Annotated in this window: 15 protein-coding genes and 2 tRNA genes; 15 read left to right on the forward strand and 2 right to left on the reverse strand. The window is 62.9% G+C overall.

Annotation, left to right across the window (positions count from 1 at the left end; translation table 11 throughout):
- Positions 1-4: 4 nt before the first annotated feature.
- A tRNA-Thr gene (locus PLAV_RS02630) sits at positions 5-79 on the reverse strand.
- A gap of 189 nt (positions 80-268) precedes the next feature.
- Between PLAV_RS02630 and PLAV_RS02635 the strand changes: the two genes are divergently transcribed.
- The 6 genes from PLAV_RS02635 to PLAV_RS02660 all read left to right on the forward strand — a co-directional run bounded on the left by PLAV_RS02635 (position 269) and on the right by PLAV_RS02660 (position 5,197).
- A complete protein-coding gene (locus PLAV_RS02635; RefSeq protein ID WP_041535815.1) occupies positions 269-448 on the forward strand; it encodes a hypothetical protein in 180 nt (59 codons plus the stop codon).
- Between the two features lie 238 nt (positions 449-686).
- The gene (gene murA / locus PLAV_RS02640) at positions 687-1,961 is read left to right on the forward strand and encodes a UDP-N-acetylglucosamine 1-carboxyvinyltransferase (RefSeq protein ID WP_011995433.1); all 1,275 of its coding nucleotides are present in this window, start codon (positions 687-689) and stop codon (positions 1,959-1,961) included.
- A gap of 16 nt (positions 1,962-1,977) precedes the next feature.
- Positions 1,978-2,418: a DUF2948 family protein gene (locus tag PLAV_RS02645; protein ID WP_011995434.1), complete on the forward strand. Its 441-nt coding sequence runs from the start codon at positions 1,978-1,980 to the stop codon at positions 2,416-2,418.
- A 233-nt stretch (positions 2,419-2,651) separates the two neighbouring features.
- A complete protein-coding gene (hisD, locus tag PLAV_RS02650; RefSeq protein WP_011995435.1) occupies positions 2,652-3,947 on the forward strand; it encodes a histidinol dehydrogenase in 1,296 nt (431 codons plus the stop codon).
- A gap of 243 nt (positions 3,948-4,190) precedes the next feature.
- Positions 4,191-4,712 carry a UPF0262 family protein gene (locus PLAV_RS02655; RefSeq protein WP_011995436.1) on the forward strand — a complete coding sequence of 174 codons (522 nt, stop codon included), beginning with the start codon at positions 4,191-4,193 and terminating at the stop codon, positions 4,710-4,712.
- Positions 4,709-5,197 carry an arsenate-mycothiol transferase ArsC gene (locus PLAV_RS02660; protein ID WP_202943999.1) on the forward strand — a complete coding sequence of 163 codons (489 nt, stop codon included), beginning with the start codon at positions 4,709-4,711 and terminating at the stop codon, positions 5,195-5,197. The genes PLAV_RS02655 and PLAV_RS02660 overlap by 4 nt, the downstream gene beginning before the upstream one ends.
- A 97-nt stretch (positions 5,198-5,294) precedes the next feature.
- Here PLAV_RS02660 and PLAV_RS02665 read toward each other — a convergent pair whose 3' ends face one another.
- Positions 5,295-5,777, reverse strand: coding sequence for a GNAT family N-acetyltransferase (locus tag PLAV_RS02665; RefSeq protein WP_011995438.1), 483 nt, complete (start codon positions 5,775-5,777; stop codon positions 5,295-5,297).
- A gap of 161 nt (positions 5,778-5,938) precedes the next feature.
- Here PLAV_RS02665 and PLAV_RS02670 point away from each other — a divergent pair, with 161 nt between their 5' ends.
- The 9 genes from PLAV_RS02670 to PLAV_RS02710 all read left to right on the forward strand — a co-directional run bounded on the left by PLAV_RS02670 (position 5,939) and on the right by PLAV_RS02710 (position 15,848).
- Positions 5,939-6,664, forward strand: coding sequence for an SIMPL domain-containing protein (locus PLAV_RS02670; RefSeq protein WP_011995439.1), 726 nt, complete (start codon positions 5,939-5,941; stop codon positions 6,662-6,664).
- 120 nt (positions 6,665-6,784) lie between these two features.
- Positions 6,785-7,003, forward strand: coding sequence for a translation initiation factor IF-1 (gene infA, locus PLAV_RS02675; RefSeq protein ID WP_011995440.1), 219 nt, complete (start codon positions 6,785-6,787; stop codon positions 7,001-7,003).
- A gap of 7 nt (positions 7,004-7,010) precedes the next feature.
- The gene (locus tag PLAV_RS02680) at positions 7,011-7,610 is read left to right on the forward strand and encodes a Maf family protein (RefSeq protein WP_011995441.1); all 600 of its coding nucleotides are present in this window, start codon (positions 7,011-7,013) and stop codon (positions 7,608-7,610) included.
- Between the two features lie 123 nt (positions 7,611-7,733).
- Complete coding sequence (locus tag PLAV_RS02685) at positions 7,734-9,254, forward strand: Rne/Rng family ribonuclease (RefSeq protein ID WP_011995442.1); 1,521 nt, start codon at positions 7,734-7,736, stop codon at positions 9,252-9,254.
- Between the two features lie 15 nt (positions 9,255-9,269).
- Positions 9,270-9,497, forward strand: a complete 228-nt coding sequence (gene yacG, locus PLAV_RS02690; RefSeq protein ID WP_011995443.1) for a DNA gyrase inhibitor YacG — start codon at positions 9,270-9,272, stop codon at positions 9,495-9,497.
- 121 nt (positions 9,498-9,618) lie between these two features.
- Positions 9,619-9,694 (forward strand) — tRNA-Phe (locus tag PLAV_RS02695).
- A gap of 361 nt (positions 9,695-10,055) precedes the next feature.
- Positions 10,056-11,240 carry an efflux RND transporter periplasmic adaptor subunit gene (locus PLAV_RS02700; RefSeq protein ID WP_011995444.1) on the forward strand — a complete coding sequence of 395 codons (1,185 nt, stop codon included), beginning with the start codon at positions 10,056-10,058 and terminating at the stop codon, positions 11,238-11,240.
- A gap of 49 nt (positions 11,241-11,289) precedes the next feature.
- Positions 11,290-14,424, forward strand: coding sequence for an efflux RND transporter permease subunit (locus tag PLAV_RS02705; protein ID WP_011995445.1), 3,135 nt, complete (start codon positions 11,290-11,292; stop codon positions 14,422-14,424).
- Positions 14,421-15,848, forward strand: coding sequence for an efflux transporter outer membrane subunit (locus PLAV_RS02710; RefSeq protein WP_011995446.1), 1,428 nt, complete (start codon positions 14,421-14,423; stop codon positions 15,846-15,848). Before PLAV_RS02705 ends, PLAV_RS02710 begins: the two co-directional genes overlap by 4 nt.
- Positions 15,849-15,877 lie beyond the last annotated feature (29 nt).

Consider the following 15,877-nt stretch of genomic DNA (forward strand, 5'->3'; position numbering starts at 1 on the left):
GGAATGGTGCCCACGGAGTGGATTGAACACTCGACCTCTCCCTTACCAAGGGAGTGCTCTACCACTGAGCTACGTGGGCCGGGCCTCGCGCCCTGGAGAGGGAAGCGGCGGCGGAAACCGGGGCTCGCCCCTGCTTCGATGGCGCGGAAAATGCCACAGGGTCCCCCCTCATGCAAGCAGCCCGCGCCCTCTTGTTGACGTGCCCTGCCGAAACGACCTAAATCCCTTCCGAGAGCCCAATAGCGCACCCCGGAAGGCCGCCACCCCCATGAAAAACACCCGCAATACCTTCGATCCGCGCACCCCCGGCGGCACGGGCACCGACCGCGCCGCCCAGACCCGCGAAGCCAAGGCCAAAACCGCCCGCCTCGCCGAGGCCCTGCGCGACAACCTGAAAAAGCGCAAAGCCCAGACCCGCGACCGCAAGGACGCGGGTAAGGACAAATAGAGCCCGCGACCGCAAGGACGCCGGCAAGGACAAATAAGCGCCTGCAATCGGTCCGATTTCGAGCACAAGTCCATGCGAAAGCTCTCCTTCCACCCTCCCCTCGGGGGAGGGTCAAACCGCTGCAAGCGGTTTGGGGCGGGGGCATCGCCGTCAAACGACCGTTTCGAACCTCGCTTGACGTGACTCCTTACCGTCCCTTCCCGTATAAACCGGCTGAACCCTGATCGGACATGGGCTTATGGACACCATTCACATTCGAGGCGGCCGCCGCCTCAACGGGCGCATCCCCGTCAGCGGCGCCAAAAATGCGGCCCTGCCGCTGATGACGGCGGCCCTCCTCACGGATGAGCCGCTCCGCCTGACCAACATGCCGCGCCTCGCCGATGTGCGAACGCTGACAAAGCTCCTTGCCGAGCTTGGTGGCGATGTCGCCATCGACCGGGGTGAGGACGCCGACGTCATGACGATCCGCGTCGCCGACATCAAGTCCACCACCGCGCCTTACGAAATCGTCTCGCAGATCCGCGCGAGCTTCTGGGTCCTCGGGCCCCTTCTGGCCCGCTGCCACGAGGCCAAGGTCTCGCTGCCGGGCGGCTGCGCCATCGGCGCCCGCCCCGTCGATCTCTATATAAAGGGCCTCCAGAAAATGGGCGCCGAGATCGATCTCGTCGAAGGCTATGTGCTGGCCAAGGCGCCGGGCGGCCTCAAGGGCGCCGTCATCCGCTCGCCCATCGTCTCGGTCGGCGCCACCCACACGCTGATGATGGCGGCCGCGCTCGCCGAAGGCGTCACCGTGCTTGAAAACGCCGCCCGCGAGCCGGAAATCGGCGATGTCGCCAATTGCCTTGTCGCCATGGGCGCGAAGATCGAGGGCATCGGCACCTCGACGCTCCGCATCGAAGGCGTCGACAGGCTCCACGGCGCCACCCACCGCGTCATAGCGGACCGCATCGAAGCCGGAACCTACGCCGTCGCCGCCGCTATGACGGGCGGCGAAGTCGTGCTTGAAGGCGTCGAGGCCGAAACCTTCGAGGCCGCGCTCTCCGTGCTGCGCGCCGCCGGCGCCGGTGTTGAAAGCGAGCAGGGCGCCGTCCGCATCTTCCGCAATGGCGAGCGCCTGCAGGCAACGGATGTCGTGACGCAGGTCTTCCCCGGCTTCCCGACCGATCTTCAGGCCCAGTTCATGGCACTGATGACGACGGCGGAAGGCGAATCCGAAATCACCGAAACGATTTTCGAAAACCGTTTCATGCATGTGCAGGAACTCGCCCGCTTCGGCGCCAACATCTCGCTTCATGGCGACAAGGCGCTGGTCCACGGCGTCGAAAAGCTGAAAGGCGCTCCCGTCATGGCGAGCGATCTTCGCGCCTCCGCCGCCCTCATCATCGCCGGGTTGGCCGCCGAGGGCGAAACCACCATCAACCGCGTCTATCATCTCGATCGCGGCTTCGAGCGTATCGAGGCAAAGCTCAGCGCCTGCGGCGCCGAGATATGGCGTGAAAAGGCAAAGTAGAGAGAAACCGGAAGCAATGACGAAAGACCTGCGCCTTGCCGCCGAGGATGAAGCCGACCTTCAGGTGATTTCCGCCGCCCTTCAGGATGCGGTCTGCCAGGTGCGCGATCTCGCCTTCCTCCCCTCCACGCGCCGCTTCGCCATGGTGCTCAATCGCTTCCGCTGGGAAGGCGAGGGCAAGTCGCGCGGCCATGGGCATGAGCGCGTCCGCGCTGGCCTCCATTTCGAGAATGTCACCGCCGTCCGCGCGCGCAACATCTCGCAGGAAAGGCCGGAAGGCGTCCTCAATCTCCTCGCCATCCGCTTCGAGGAGTTGAACCCGCCCTCGGGCATCGTCACCCTGGTCTTTTCCGGCGGCGCCGAACTTCGCCTCGAAACCGAAGCCCTCGAAGCCCACCTCTCCGACCTCGGCCTCGTCTGGGAAACCCCCAACAAGCCCGAACACGATCTGGATTAATTGAAAAAACAAATGTCATCCCGGCGAAAGCCGGGACCCATTGGTTCCCTCAGCAAGCGAGTTTCGGCAATGCCGGGAACATTTATACTCCGCCATTGCGAGCGCAGCGAAGCAATCCAGGGCTGCAAGTTTCGGCTTTCTGGATTGCCGCGCCCCGGAGCCTGCCCTTGGGCGCGCCTCTGGCGCGACCCGAGGGGGGCTCGCAATGACGAATTGAACGGTAGATAGAAGTCATGCCCATCCGCCTCAATGCCGCCGACGCCAGCTTTGAAAACGCTTTCGCCGCTCTCCTCACCGGAAAGCGCGAAGCCTCGGTCGATGTCGCCGACACGGTGGCGAAAATCATCGCGGATGTCCGTGCGCGCGGCGATGAAGCCCTCATCGAATACACGAAGCGTTTCGACCGCCTCGAAAATCTCGACGCCGGTTCGCTCGCCATCTCGCAAGCCGATCTCGATGCCGCCATCGATGCCTGTGACGCAAAGACGCTCGACGCTTTGAAAACCGCCGCCATGCGTATCGAGGCCTATCACGAGCGCCAGCGCCCGGAAGATGCGCGCTTCACCGATACGGCCGGTGTAGAACTTGGTCACCGCTGGACACCCGTCTCCGCTGTCGGCCTCTATGTACCGGGCGGTACCGCCAATTACCCAAGCTCCGTCCTGATGAACGCCATCCCGGCCAAGGTCGCGGGCGTCGCGCGCGTCGTCATGGTCGTGCCCACGCCGGATGGCGTGGTGAACCCGCTGGTGCTGGCCGCCGCGAAAATTTCCGGCGTCGATGAAGTCTACCGCGTCGGCGGCGCGCAGGCCGTCGCCGCCCTCGCTTATGGCACAGCCACCATCGCGCCGGTCGACAAGATCGTCGGCCCCGGCAATGCCTTTGTCGCCGCGGCGAAGCGCCAGGTCTTCGGCCAGGTCGGCATCGACATGATCGCGGGCCCTTCCGAAATCCTCGTCCTCGCCGACGGTGACAACGACCCGGAATGGATCGCCGCCGATCTTCTCTCGCAGGCCGAACACGATGAAAGCTCGCAGTCGATCCTGATAACGGACGATGCCGGTTTCGCCACCCGCGTCGAGGAAGCGGTTGCGCGCCAGTTGAAGGCGCTCCCGCGTGAAACCACCGCAACGAAAAGCTGGGCCGATTTCGGTGCCGTCATCGTGGTGTCGAAGCTCGAAGATGCCGTGCCGCTCGTCGACCGCCTCGCCCCCGAACATCTCGAAATCGCCACCGCCGATCCGGATGTGCTCCTCGCCCGCGTTTCCAATGCCGGCGCCATCTTCCTCGGCCGCCACACGCCGGAAGCCATTGGCGATTATGTTGCGGGCTCCAACCACGTGCTGCCCACCGCCCGCAGCGCGCGCTTCTCGTCGGGCCTCAATGTGCTCGACTTCATGAAACGCACCTCCATCGTCCGCTGCGACCCCGAGGCCCTGCGCGCCATCGGCCCCGCCGCGCTTGCCCTCGCCGAAGCCGAAGGCCTCGACGCCCACGCCCGCTCCGTCTCGATCCGGCTGAATATGTGACGATAGCTCCAAACAAAACTGTCATTGCCGGGCTTGACCCGGCAATCCAGTAGCCGCGAAGCGGCGTCGCTCTTCACAAGAATCTTCATGCCGGCTTGCAGTAGCGCCTCGGCCCTTACCCTGGACCCCCGGGTCAAGCCCGGGGGTGACATGTGTGGAAGGTACGGAAAGAGTTATCGAAAAACCTGCAGCCTCCCCATCCCCTCGCATCCCGCGCCCAAATCGGCGTAAAGTACCGCCACCATGCCCGACCAGAGCGCTCATGACAGCAACGAGGAAACCGCCGCGCCCGCAGGCGCGACGTTTCGCATCGTCGATCTCGTCCTCGACGAGCGCACCGTCATGCGCCGCAGCCCGGATGTCGAGCATGAGCGAAAGGTCGCGATCTTCGATCTCTTGGAGGAAAACCATTTCGCGCCGGTCGGCAGCGACGGGGGGCCTTACGTGCTCCACCTCGCCATCGAGGAAAACCGCCTCGTCTTCGACATCCGTCTCGAGCCGTCCGAGCCGCATGGGAAGGTCCTCCTGTCGCTCACGCCCTTCCGCCGGATCATCAAGGACTACTTCATGATCTGCGAAAGCTATTACGACGCGATCAAGACGGCCGCGCCCGCGCAGATCGAAGCGATAGACATGGGCCGCCGCGGTCTCCACAACGAAGGTTCCGAGCTGTTGAAGGAGCGTCTCGCGGGCAAGATCGACATGGATTTCGATACCGCGCGCCGCCTCTTCACACTCATCTGTGTACTGCATATCAAGGGATGATGATGGCCACCGGTGGAGCAAGACCCGAGCGCAAGGAACCGCTGCCCGCTTCCGTTCTCTTCGCCTGCAACCTGAATACCATCCGCTCGACCATGGCCGAGGCGATCCTGAAGAAACTTCAGGGAAGCCGTATCTTCGTCGATTCGGCAGGTGTCGCCCCCGCCGGGGAGGCGGACCCCTTCACGGCGGAAGTGCTGCGCGAGGAGGGCATGGCCCCGCCCGCAAGCGGACCCAAGGGGTTCGACGATCTCGAGGAAACGAGCTTCGACCTCATTGTCGCGCTCACGCCCGAAGCGCGCGACGAGGCGGAAAAATTTACCCGCTCCTCCGCCACCGATGTCGAATTCTGGGCGATAGACGACCCGCTCGCCTCGCCCACCGGCGGCAACCGCGACCGCCGCCTCGCCGCCTACCGCGAACTCCGCAACCAGCTCCACCGCCTGATCGAATCCCGCTTCCCCCGCAAGGAAAGCGCGGCGGGGTAGGGCTTCCCCAAACCTGTCTTTGCCGGGCTTGACCCGGCAATCCAGTAGCCGCGCAGCGGCGTCCATCTCAAAAAACTCTTTGAAAAACCCTCCGTACTCAAATCATCCGGTACATCACCAGCGCATCCACATACCCCTTCGATGGATGCGAGAACGCCCCCGGCAGCCGGCCCACGATCTCGAAGCCGCATGACTGCCACAGATGCACCGCCGCCTCGTTGGTCGAGATCACGAAATTGAACTGCATGGCGCGAAAGCCGCGCGCCCGCGCCCTGTCCAGCGAATGCAGGCACATCGCCCGCGCCACGCCGCGCCCCCGCGCTTCCGGCGACGTCATGTACCCGCAATTGGCGACATGGGCGCCGCCGCCGCCCGTATTCGCGCGCAAATAATATGTGCCGAGAATATCCCCGCCTTCCTCCGCCATGAAAACCTCGTGGCCCGGCGTCCACCAATAGGCGAGCCCGCCCTCGCGGGTAAGGTCACGGGGCAGGGGATAAGTTTCCCCCGCCCGGATCGCAGGTTCGATGGTCCGCCAGATCGCGTCATCGTCATTTCTTGTCGCTTGGCTTATCTGCATTTTCGAGGATTACTTTTTTTGAGGTGTCGGGCCGGCGCACCGGGGGTCAGTTTGTGACGGTTCGTTGACGGTTCGATGACAGTCGCGCGCCTCATTTCACGAATCCGCCTCATTCGGCATGTTATAAGAGTGCGAAAACTCAATTGGGGAAACGCCTTATCATGAAATCCATCTTTACACTGACGGCTGCCCTCATTCTCGGCCTCGGTATTGCGCTTGGTGGTTATCTGGGTGGTCAGGGGCTCGTGAAATCGCGCCTCGGCGACCGCTCCGTTTCGGTAAAAGGCCTTTCGGAACGGGAGGTTAAGGCCGACCTTGCGCTTTGGGCGCTGCGCTTCGTCGCCACCGGCAACGAGCTTGCCGAGACGCAAGCCCAGGTCAAAGCCAATGCGACTGCCGTCACTAACTTCCTGAAATCGCACGGCTTTTCGGACGACGAAATCGAGCTGCAAGCCCCCCAGGTCACTGACCGTCTGGCCCAGGCTTACAGCAGCGGTCCCGTCGAAAGCCGTTTCATCATCGCTCAGCAGATCGTGTTGCGCTCAACCGACGTCGACAAGGTCGCAGCCGCCAACAAGGACACCAGCGAGCTGGTCGAGCAAGGCGTTGTTTTATCTAACGAATATGGCCCTGTCCGGCCGTCCTACCTGTTCACCGGCATCGCTGCCTTGAAGCCCGAAATGATCGAGGAAGCCACCAAACGCGCCCGCGAAGCCGCGGAAACCTTCGCCGCCGATTCAGGCTCCAGCCTCGGCGGCATCAGGCGCGCCTGGCAGGGCCAGTTCGAAATCCTGCCGCGCGACAACACGCCCGGCACGCAGGAGACCGAACAGGTCGCCAAGACCGTGCGGGTGGTCTCGACGATCGAGTATCTTCTGGTCGATTGATCGGGATTCTCGCGGCAAATCAACGGTTTGGGCCCGGCCCCGGTGCGAATTCCGGGGCCGGGCTCTTGATTTTCCGGGGCTTTCTGACCATTCTCCGGGCAAATTTCCGAAGGATAATGAATGTCGAAGGAAGAACTGCTCGAGTTTCCGGGCGTGGTGACGGAACTGCTGCCCAACGCAACGTTCCGCGTGAAGCTCGAGAACGAACACGAAATCATCGCCCACACAGCGGGCAAGATGCGCAAGAACCGCATCCGCGTCCTCGCGGGCGACAAGGTGCTTGTCGAAATGACACCTTACGACCTGACGAAGGGCCGGATCACCTACCGGTTCAAGTGACGCGCCCGTGTCGGAAAACGGCGCGAAACCTCGGCTAATTCTCGCCAGCGCCTCGCCGCGCCGCCTCGCGCTCCTCGAACAGATCGGCATCGAGCCGGATCTTGTCCTGGCCGCCGACATCGACGAAACGCCCCGGACAAACGAGCTGCCGCGCGACCATGCGCTCCGCCTCGCCCGCGAGAAGGCACAAGCGATCGCAGCCCTCCATCCAGATGCTCTGGTGCTCGGCGCCGACACGGTCGTCGCCTGCGGCCGCCGCATCCTGCCGAAAACCGAGACGGAAGAGGAGGCGCGGTCCTGCCTTGCCCTGCTTTCCGGCCGCGCCCACCGCGTCTACACGGCCGTCCATCTCATCGCGCCGAACCGGGTGAGCGAGCGCGTCTGCGAAACCCGCGTCACCTTCAAGCGCCTCTCGCCGGACGAAACCTCCGCCTATCTCGCAAGCGGTGAATGGCGCGGAAAGGCAGGCGGCTATGCGATCCAGGGCCGCGCCGCACTTTTTGTCCGCGCGCTTTCCGGCTCTCACTCTTCCGTGGTGGGATTGCCTCTCTATGAAACCGCCGCGCTTCTCGCAGGTGCCGGATTTCCTGTGTTTTCACAGTCCTGACGCGGCTATCCTCTTCGCTAACAAGAGTGTTAGGATCGGTCTTTCAAGAGAGCGAGAGATGTCGAGGGTGCAGAGGGAACATCCGGTTGTGCGGGGGCGCGCCGGGTGCAAATCAGGGTTTTTATGTCCGAAGAAGTATTGATCAATGTCGGTCCCGGCGAGACGCGCGTCGCGATCGTTGAGGACGGACGTCCGGTGGAGCTCTTTCTCGAGCGCACCATGGAGGACGACCTGAAGGCAAAGACAGGTCGCGCCGGCCATTCGCTTATCGGCAATATTTTTCTCGGCCGCGTGCAGCGCGTGCTGCCGGGCATGCAGGCGGCGTTTGTTGAAGTCGGCCTCGAGCGCGCCGGCTTTCTCGGCGCGCGCGAGGCGCGTTGCCTGTGCGAGCTGACAGGCCTCGATGAAGGCACGCTGCCGCCGATCAGTGCCTGCGTGCAGGAAGGACAGACGATCCTCGTGCAGGCGGTGAAGGACCCGATCAGCGACAAGGGCGCGCGGCTTTCCGCCAATGTAACGATCCCTGGCCGTCTTCTCGTCCTCGTTCCTAATCAGTCCGGCGTCGCCCTCTCGCGCCGCATCGAAGACGAACCGGAACGCGAACGCCTCGCGGCGCTCGTCGAGGAAATGGTCGAGCGTTTCAATCCGATGGGCGTCACCGGCGAGCCTGCGGGCTTTATCGTCCGCACCGCCGCCATCGGCGCAACTGCCGAGGACATAGCCGCCGATGCGCGCCAGCTCGCCGAGGAGTGGCGGAAGGTGCGCGAGACGGAAAAGCGTTCCACCGCGCCCTGTGTCGTCTTCCACGACCTCGATCCTGTTTCCAAAACGCTGCGCGATTGCGTCAGCGCCGATACCTCGCGCGTGTTGATCGACTGCGCCGATGCCTTCGGCGAGGCGCAGCGTTATTGCCGCCGCGCCATGCCGGAAATGCTCGACCGCATTCAGCTTTTCAACGGCCCCGGTCAGTTGTTCTCGCTCTACGATGTCGATGGCGAAATCGAAGCGGCACTGGAGCCGCGCGCCGAGCTTCCGTCGGGCGGCTGGATCACGGTCGAAACCACGGAAGCGCTGACCGCGATAGACGTCAATTCAGGACGCTACACGGCAGCGACGGGCCTCGAAGAGACCAGCGTCAAGATCAACCTCGAAGCCGTGCACGAAATCGTCTATCAGCTTCGCCTGCGCGGCACCGGCGGTCTCATCGTCATCGACTTCATACACCTGAACGATCCCGCCAATATCCAGAAGGTGATCGACGCCTTGAACGAAGGCTTCGCGAAGGACCGCGTGCCGACGCAGATTTCCGGCATGTCGGAATTCGGCCTCGTCGAGATGACGCGAAAGCGTGTGCGCGAGCCGCTCGACAAATTGCTCACCGAGCCCGCCTATCCGCATGGCCGCCCGCGCCGCAAGACCTGCGCGACGATGGCGAACGATCTTCTGCGCCGTATCGCCCGCGAAGCCCAGGCGACCCCCGGCCGCCCGCTTGTTGCGCGCGCCTCGGTGGAAGTCGTGGATTGGCTCGAGCGCGGAAATCCCTATCTCGTTGAGAGATTGCGCCGGAAAGTTCCCGCCGATATCAGCCTGATCGGTGAGCCCGCTTTCCCGCGCGAGCGCATCGATGTAGGCATCGTGCAATAGACCGGAGATGTTTTCGTGACTGGTGAAGGCGGCAATGTCGTCAAATTGCGCGCGCCGCGCCCATGCCCGATCTGCGCCAGGAAATCGGTGCCGGAGTTTCATCCCTTCTGCTCGAAGCATTGCGCGGATGTCGATCTCAACCGCTGGCTGAAGGGCGGCTACGCGATCCCCGCTGTTGAACCGCCGGATGAGTGGGACGAGGCCTCTCAGAGCCGTGCCGGCGAGGACGACGCCGAGCATTAACCCCTTGTCGCGATTACCCTTTGCAGGGTGGCCGGGCGCCTCTGGACAGGCCGGAATCTATCTCCTATAAACCGCGAACCTCGCCAGAGCGGCGCATCTTCCGCCCCGCTCTGGAGCTTCCGCCCAGGTAGCTCAGTTGGTAGAGCATGCGACTGAAAATCGCAGTGTCGGTGGTTCGATTCCGCCCCTGGGCACCACTCTCCCCTTGGGGATGCGAGGCCGAATTCCCCCGACTGTCATCGAACTGTCGCCGAACCGTCATGAAGTTCGGAAACGGGGATAAATCAGCACGCCCGATTGTGACAGTCCCGGAATTAGGGTGCGCGTTTCCCGGGCCATTTTCCCGGCCGGGATCTCCGGTGGGTATCCTGGTTTGCCAATTGGACTTGGGACCGAGGGGGCCTCGCGTGAAGGCGCGGGAAAAGCGGATTGACTTCAATGTAATGTAATATACATTACACAGATGCCGTCCCGGTCGTGGCTCGTCGCCATGTGAGCGCATCCCCCCCCTCAGCGCACCGGGACGGTTCCCTCTTGTGTGTACCGACAGGAGCCAAGATGCATGGCGGAGTGATTGTGAGGCTCGCGGCTTTCTTTGTGATGGCCGCGGTCCTGAGCGGGTGCGATGACGGTGAGGAGCAGGGCGGTCCGCCGCCGCCGGAAGTCAGCGTCGTTACGGTGAAGCCCGAGCAGCTGGAAGTGACGACGGAACTTTCCGGACGCACATCGGCCTACCGGGTGGCGGAGATCCGTCCACAGGTGAGCGGCATCGTCCAGAAGCGTCTCTTTGAAGAGGGCGCGAAGGTCGAGGAAGGCCAACAACTCTACCAGATCGATCCGGCGCTCTATCGGGCAACCTTCGACGCGGCGAAGGCCGCGCTGGCGAAGGCGGCGGCGAACGAGAAGGCGGAGAGGGCCCGCGCGGCGCGATACAAGGAACTCGTTGCCGTAAATGCGGTGAGCAAACAGGACTATGACGACGTCATGGCCACGCTCGCCCAGAGTTCCGCAGATGTCGCGACCGCCAGAGCGAACCTCGACACCGCGGAAACCAATCTGGCTTACACGAAAGTCTTTGCGCCGATTTCCGGGATCATCAGCCGCTCCTCGGTGACGGAAGGCGCATTGGTCACGGCCAACCAGGCGACGGAACTCGCCACGGTGACGCAGCTCGACCCCATTTATGTCGATCTCACGCAATCCGCATCGGACCTGCTCCGGTTGAAGCGGGCGATGGCCGAAGGCCGCATCCAGGGTGCGAAAGACGGCAAGGCGCCCGTGACGCTGAAGCTTGAAGGCAGCGAAGAACAATATGGCGGCGCCGGCGAACTTCAGTTTTCCGGTGTCACCGTCGCGCCGGACACGAGCATGGTCCAGTTGCGCGCGATCTTCCCCAATCCCAACGCCGAGCTTCTGCCTGGCCTTTTCGTGAGGGCCATCGTGAACCAGGGCGTGCTCGAAAACGCGATCCTCGTGCCGCAGCAGGGCGTATCGCGGACGCCGGATGGCAAGGCGCAGGTCTGGCTCGTCGGCGACGGCGAGAAGGCGATGCAGAAATCCGTCACCGCGCTGCGTGCCGTCGGCGACAAATGGCTCATAACCGAGGGGCTCAAGGCAGGCGACCGTGTGGTGGTCGCGGGCGTGCAGAAGCTGCAGCCGGGCATCGAGGTCAAGGCTGTGGAAGACGGCGAGGGAACGCAACAGCCCGCGGGCGCCGCGGAGCGGCAGGGCCAGAAGCCCTGAGCTGAGGCGACAAAAGCGCGATAAAGGTTCAACGAGGCGTTAGTTCAACATGGCGAATTTCTTTATCGACCGTCCCGTCTTTGCCTGGGTCGTTGCCATCGCCATCATGCTGGCGGGCACGCTTTCGATCATGCAGTTGCCGATCGAGCAGTATCCGCCGATTGCACCGGCCTCCGTGACCGTTACCGGCACCTATCCGGGCGCATCCGCGCGGACGGTCGAAAACACGGTGACGCAGGTCATCGAACAGAAAATGAACGGCATCGACTACCTGCGTTACATGTCGTCGACCAGCGACTCTTCGGGCACCGGCACGGTAACGCTTACATTCGAACCTGAAGCCGATCCGGATATTGCCCAGGTGCAAGTGCAGAACAAGCTGCAATCGGCTCTGCCTCTCCTGCCGCAGGAAGTGCAGCAGCAGGGTGTGACGGTTGCGAAATCGGCCAGAAACTTCCTGATGGTGATCGCGTTCATTTCGACGGATGGCCGGATCAATGAAACCGAGATCGCCGACTACGTCGCATCGCACATTCAGGATCCGATAAGCCGCGTGAACGGCGTAGGCGAGATTCAGCTTTTCGGGCCGCAGCACGCCATGCGTATCTGGATCGATCCGCAAAAACTGCAAAGCTACCGAATATCGATATCGGATATCACCACGGCGATCAGGGCGCAGAATGCAGAAGTGTCGGCAGGACAGCTCGGTGCCCGCCCCGCGGTGGAAGGCCAGCAGCTGAACGCCACAGTGACGGCGCAAACGCGCCTCGAAACGCCGGCCCAGTTCGAAAACATCCTGCTCCGGGTCAATGAGGATGGATCGCAGGTGCGCCTCAAGGAGGTGGCCCGCGTCGAACTCGGCTCCGAAAACTATCAGACCATCGGACGCTATAATGGCAATCCGGCCTCCGGTATTGCCGTCCGGCTGGCATCGGGCGCGAACGCGCTCGACACGGCGGAGGCCGTTCGCACGAAAATTGCCGAACTCGAACCCTTCTTCCCCGAGGGGTTGGAGGTCGTCATACCGTATGACACGACGCCCTTCGTCCGTCTCTCGATCAACGAAGTGATCAAGACGCTCGCGGAAGCGATCGTTCTTGTCATTCTCGTAATGTATCTGTTCCTTCAGAACATCCGGGCGACATTCATTCCCGCCATCGCCGTCCCCGTCGTTCTTCTGGGCACGTTCGGCATTCTCGCGGCGTTCGGTTTCACGATCAACACGCTCACGATGTTCGGCATGGTGCTGGCGATCGGTCTTCTCGTGGATGACGCGATCGTCGTGGTCGAAAACGTCGAGCGTGTTATGAGCGAGGAAGGGCTGTCGCCGCGGGAAGCGACGCGGAAATCGATGGGCCAGATCACCGGGGCGCTTGTCGGCATCGGCCTTGTGCTGAGCGCCGTTCTCATTCCGATGGCTTTTTTTGCCGGGTCTACCGGTGCGATCTACCGTCAATTCTCGCTGACGATCGTATCGGCGATGGTGCTGTCCGTGATTGTCGCGCTGGTTCTGACGCCGGCGCTCTGCGCCACGCTCCTGAAGCCGGTTAAGAACCACGGCGAGGAAAAACGCGGTTTCTTCGGCTGGTTCAATCGCATGTTCGACCGGAGCGGACGCTCATACGACGTGGGTGTGCGCCGCTTTCTGGCGGGGCCGGTGCGTTACATGGTCGTCTACGGAGTCATCGTCGTCATCCTCGGCGCGCTCTTTCTGCGGCTCCCGACCTCGTTCCTGCCGGACGAGGATCAGGGTTTCATGATGACTCTGGTTACGACACCGGCAGGCGCGTCCGCCGAGCGCACGCTTGAATCCATGAAGCTCGTAGAAAATTATTTTTTGGAGCAGGAAAAGGATTCCGCGCAGGGCCTGTTTTCGGTCGTGGGATTCAACTTCGCCGGCGCGGGCCAGAATTCAGCGATGGCCTTCATCAACCTGAAGCCTTTCGACGAACGCGGAACGGACGAGACAAGTGCCTTCAGCGTTGCGCAGCGAGCCATGGGCTTCTTCGGCGCCATGAAGGACGCGATGGCCTTCGCCATCATTCCGCCGTCGATCACGGAACTCGGTACGGCTTCGGGTTTCGACATGCAACTCGTCGACCGGGCAGGGATCGGTCACGAGAAGCTTATGCAGGCGCGCAACCAACTTCTCGGACTTGCCGCGCAAAGTTCAAAGCTCGTCGGCGTGCGGCCGAACGGACTGGACGATATGCCGGAGTTCCGCGTCGATGTGGACCAGGAGAAAGCTGCGGCGCTCGGCCTCGCGCTTTCCGACATCAACAACACATTGTCCGCTGCCTGGGGATCGAGCTACGTCAACGATTTCATCGACGAGGGGCGCGTCAAGAAAGTCTACGTCCAGGCCGACGCGCCTTTCCGGATGCTGCCGGAGGACATCTACAAGCTTCATGTGCGCAATGCGAACGGCGAAATGGTGCCTTTCTCCGCCTTCGCGGAAACGCACTGGACATATGGATCGCCACGGCTCGAGCGATTCAACGGCTCCTCCTCGCGTCAGATCCAGGGTTCGGCCGCGCCCGGCGTAAGCTCCGGCGATGCAATGGCCGAGATGGAAAGGCTGATGGCGCAATTGCCCGAAGGCGTCGGCTATGAATGGACCGGGTTGTCCTACGAGGAGCGGCAGGCGGGCGCGCAGGCCCCTTCTCTCTATGCGCTTTCGCTACTGTTCGTTTTTCTCTGTCTTGCCGCGCTCTATGAAAGCTGGTCGATCCCGGTTTCGGTGATGCTCGTCGTTCCCCTGGGCGTTCTCGGTGCCGTGCTTGCGGCCACCATGACCGGTCTTTCGAACGACGTTTATTTCCAGGTCGGCCTGCTCGTCACGATCGGCCTTGCCGCGAAGAACGCAATCCTGATCGTCGAATTTGCGAAGTCGCTCTACGAGCGCGGTGAGAGCCTTGCCGACGCTACGATTCAGGCGGCGCGGCTGCGCCTTCGGCCGATCATCATGACCTCGCTTGCCTTCACGCTCGGTGTGCTGCCGTTGGCGATTGCTTCGGGCCCCGGCTCGGGCAGCCAGAACGCGATCGGCATCGGCGTCATGGGCGGCATGATCTCCGCGACGGTTCTTGCCATCTTCTTCGTGCCGCTCTTCTTCGTCGTGGTGGAGCGTATCTTCCCGAAGCGGGTGGCGACGACTGCGCCGGAAACGGAAACAGACCGATGAACAGGTTCTCCCCCGCGCTCGCTTTGTCTTTTCTCTTTCTCGGCGCCTGCACGCTGGCGCCGGACTATGTGCGTCCGGCCGCGCCGATACCGTCCGGCTGGCCGACCGGTGCCGCTTATGAGGATGCCGCCGCGAAGGACGGCGTCGAGGTCGCCGATCTGGGCTGGCAGGATTTCTTTCTGTCGGACGAAATGCGAAACCTGATCGCGCAGGCGCTGGCGAACAATCGCGACATGCGCGAGGCGGTACTCAATGTCGAACAGGCGCGCGCGCTATATCGCGTGCAGCGCGCCGATTTGCTGCCGAGCATCAGCGGCGACGGTACGATGACGCGTGAGCGCGTGCCGGGCGACATCTCGGGAACCGGGCAGGCGCAAACCGGCACGAGCTATCGCGTGCAGGCGAATATCGCCTCTTACGAACTCGACCTATTCGGCCGCGTGCGCAGCCTCAACGAGCAGGCCTTGCAGGAATATTTTGCGACGGATGAAGCGCGCCGCGCCGCGCAGATTGCCTTGATCGCGGAAGTCGCGAATGCCTATCTGACGCTCAGGGCGGATCAGCGGCTTCTCGCGCTTACCGAGGAAACGCTGCAGACGCAGGAGAAGTCCCTCGAACTGGTGCAGATGACCTTCGACCGGGGCATTTCCTCGAAGCTCGACCTCGTGCAATCGCAAACGGCGGTCGAGACCGCGCGCGTCAACCGATACGCCTTCATCCGGCAGGTGGCGCTCGACCGCAATGCCCTGACGCTGCTGGTTGGTGCGCCGATCGACGACGACGCGCTCGACCGGGCGGAAAACATCGACAGCTTCGTCGCCGACCTGCCGGCGGGACTTCCCTCGGATCTCCTGCGCAATCGACCCGACATACGGCAGGCAGAGCATGTTCTTCAGGGCGCCAACGCCAATATCGGCGCGGCCAGGGCGGCCTTTTTCCCGAGCATCACGCTCACGGCGGCGGGCGGTACGGCGAGCGGTTCGCTCTCCGGTCTCTTCGAGCCCGGCTCGGGGGCATGGAGCTTCATGCCGCAGATCAGTCTGCCGATCTTCCAAGGCGGCCGGAACCTCGCCAATCTGGAAGTCGCCGAAATCCAGAAGGACATCAACATCGCGCGCTACGAGGGAACGATCCAGACCGCCTTCCGCGAGGTAGCCGACGCTCTGGCGGGGCGCGGCACCTATGACGCCCAGGTGGCGGCGCAGCAGGCGCTCGTCGACGCCACGGATGAAAGCTATGCGCTCGCCGAACGCCGCTACCGGAGCGGTATCGATAGTTTTCTCACTTTGCTCGACGCCCAGAGATCCCTTTACGCAGCGGAACAGGAGCTTATTCGCACCCGGCTTGCGCGGGTGAGCAATACCGTCAATCTGTACAAGGTTCTCGGCGGGGGCGGATTAGCGGAGGCCGCCGATGAGAAGTAGCCGTGGATGGGGATCCGCGTTGCTATGAG

Source organism: Parvibaculum lavamentivorans DS-1, assembly GCF_000017565.1.
Lineage (GTDB): Bacteria > Pseudomonadota > Alphaproteobacteria > Parvibaculales > Parvibaculaceae > Parvibaculum > Parvibaculum lavamentivorans.

Bases quoted from the DNA above. Each gene is read 5' to 3' on its own strand.
- PLAV_RS02635 (WP_041535815.1), top strand. From the start codon at position 269: ATGAAAAACACCCGCAATACCTTCGATCCGCGCACCCCCGGCGGCACG.
- murA (WP_011995433.1), top strand. From the start codon at position 687: ATGGACACCATTCACATTCGAGGCGGCCGCCGCCTCAACGGGCGCATC.
- PLAV_RS02645 (WP_011995434.1), top strand. From the start codon at position 1,978: ATGACGAAAGACCTGCGCCTTGCCGCCGAGGATGAAGCCGACCTTCAG.
- hisD (WP_011995435.1), top strand. From the start codon at position 2,652: ATGCCCATCCGCCTCAATGCCGCCGACGCCAGCTTTGAAAACGCTTTC.
- PLAV_RS02655 (WP_011995436.1), top strand. From the start codon at position 4,191: ATGCCCGACCAGAGCGCTCATGACAGCAACGAGGAAACCGCCGCGCCC.
- PLAV_RS02660 (WP_202943999.1), top strand. From the start codon at position 4,709: ATGATGATGGCCACCGGTGGAGCAAGACCCGAGCGCAAGGAACCGCTG.
- PLAV_RS02665 (WP_011995438.1), bottom strand. From the start codon at position 5,777: ATGCAGATAAGCCAAGCGACAAGAAATGACGATGACGCGATCTGGCGG.
- PLAV_RS02670 (WP_011995439.1), top strand. From the start codon at position 5,939: ATGAAATCCATCTTTACACTGACGGCTGCCCTCATTCTCGGCCTCGGT.
- infA (WP_011995440.1), top strand. From the start codon at position 6,785: ATGTCGAAGGAAGAACTGCTCGAGTTTCCGGGCGTGGTGACGGAACTG.
- PLAV_RS02685 (WP_011995442.1), top strand. From the start codon at position 7,734: ATGTCCGAAGAAGTATTGATCAATGTCGGTCCCGGCGAGACGCGCGTC.
- PLAV_RS02700 (WP_011995444.1), top strand. From the start codon at position 10,056: ATGCATGGCGGAGTGATTGTGAGGCTCGCGGCTTTCTTTGTGATGGCC.
- PLAV_RS02705 (WP_011995445.1), top strand. From the start codon at position 11,290: ATGGCGAATTTCTTTATCGACCGTCCCGTCTTTGCCTGGGTCGTTGCC.
- PLAV_RS02710 (WP_011995446.1), top strand. From the start codon at position 14,421: ATGAACAGGTTCTCCCCCGCGCTCGCTTTGTCTTTTCTCTTTCTCGGC.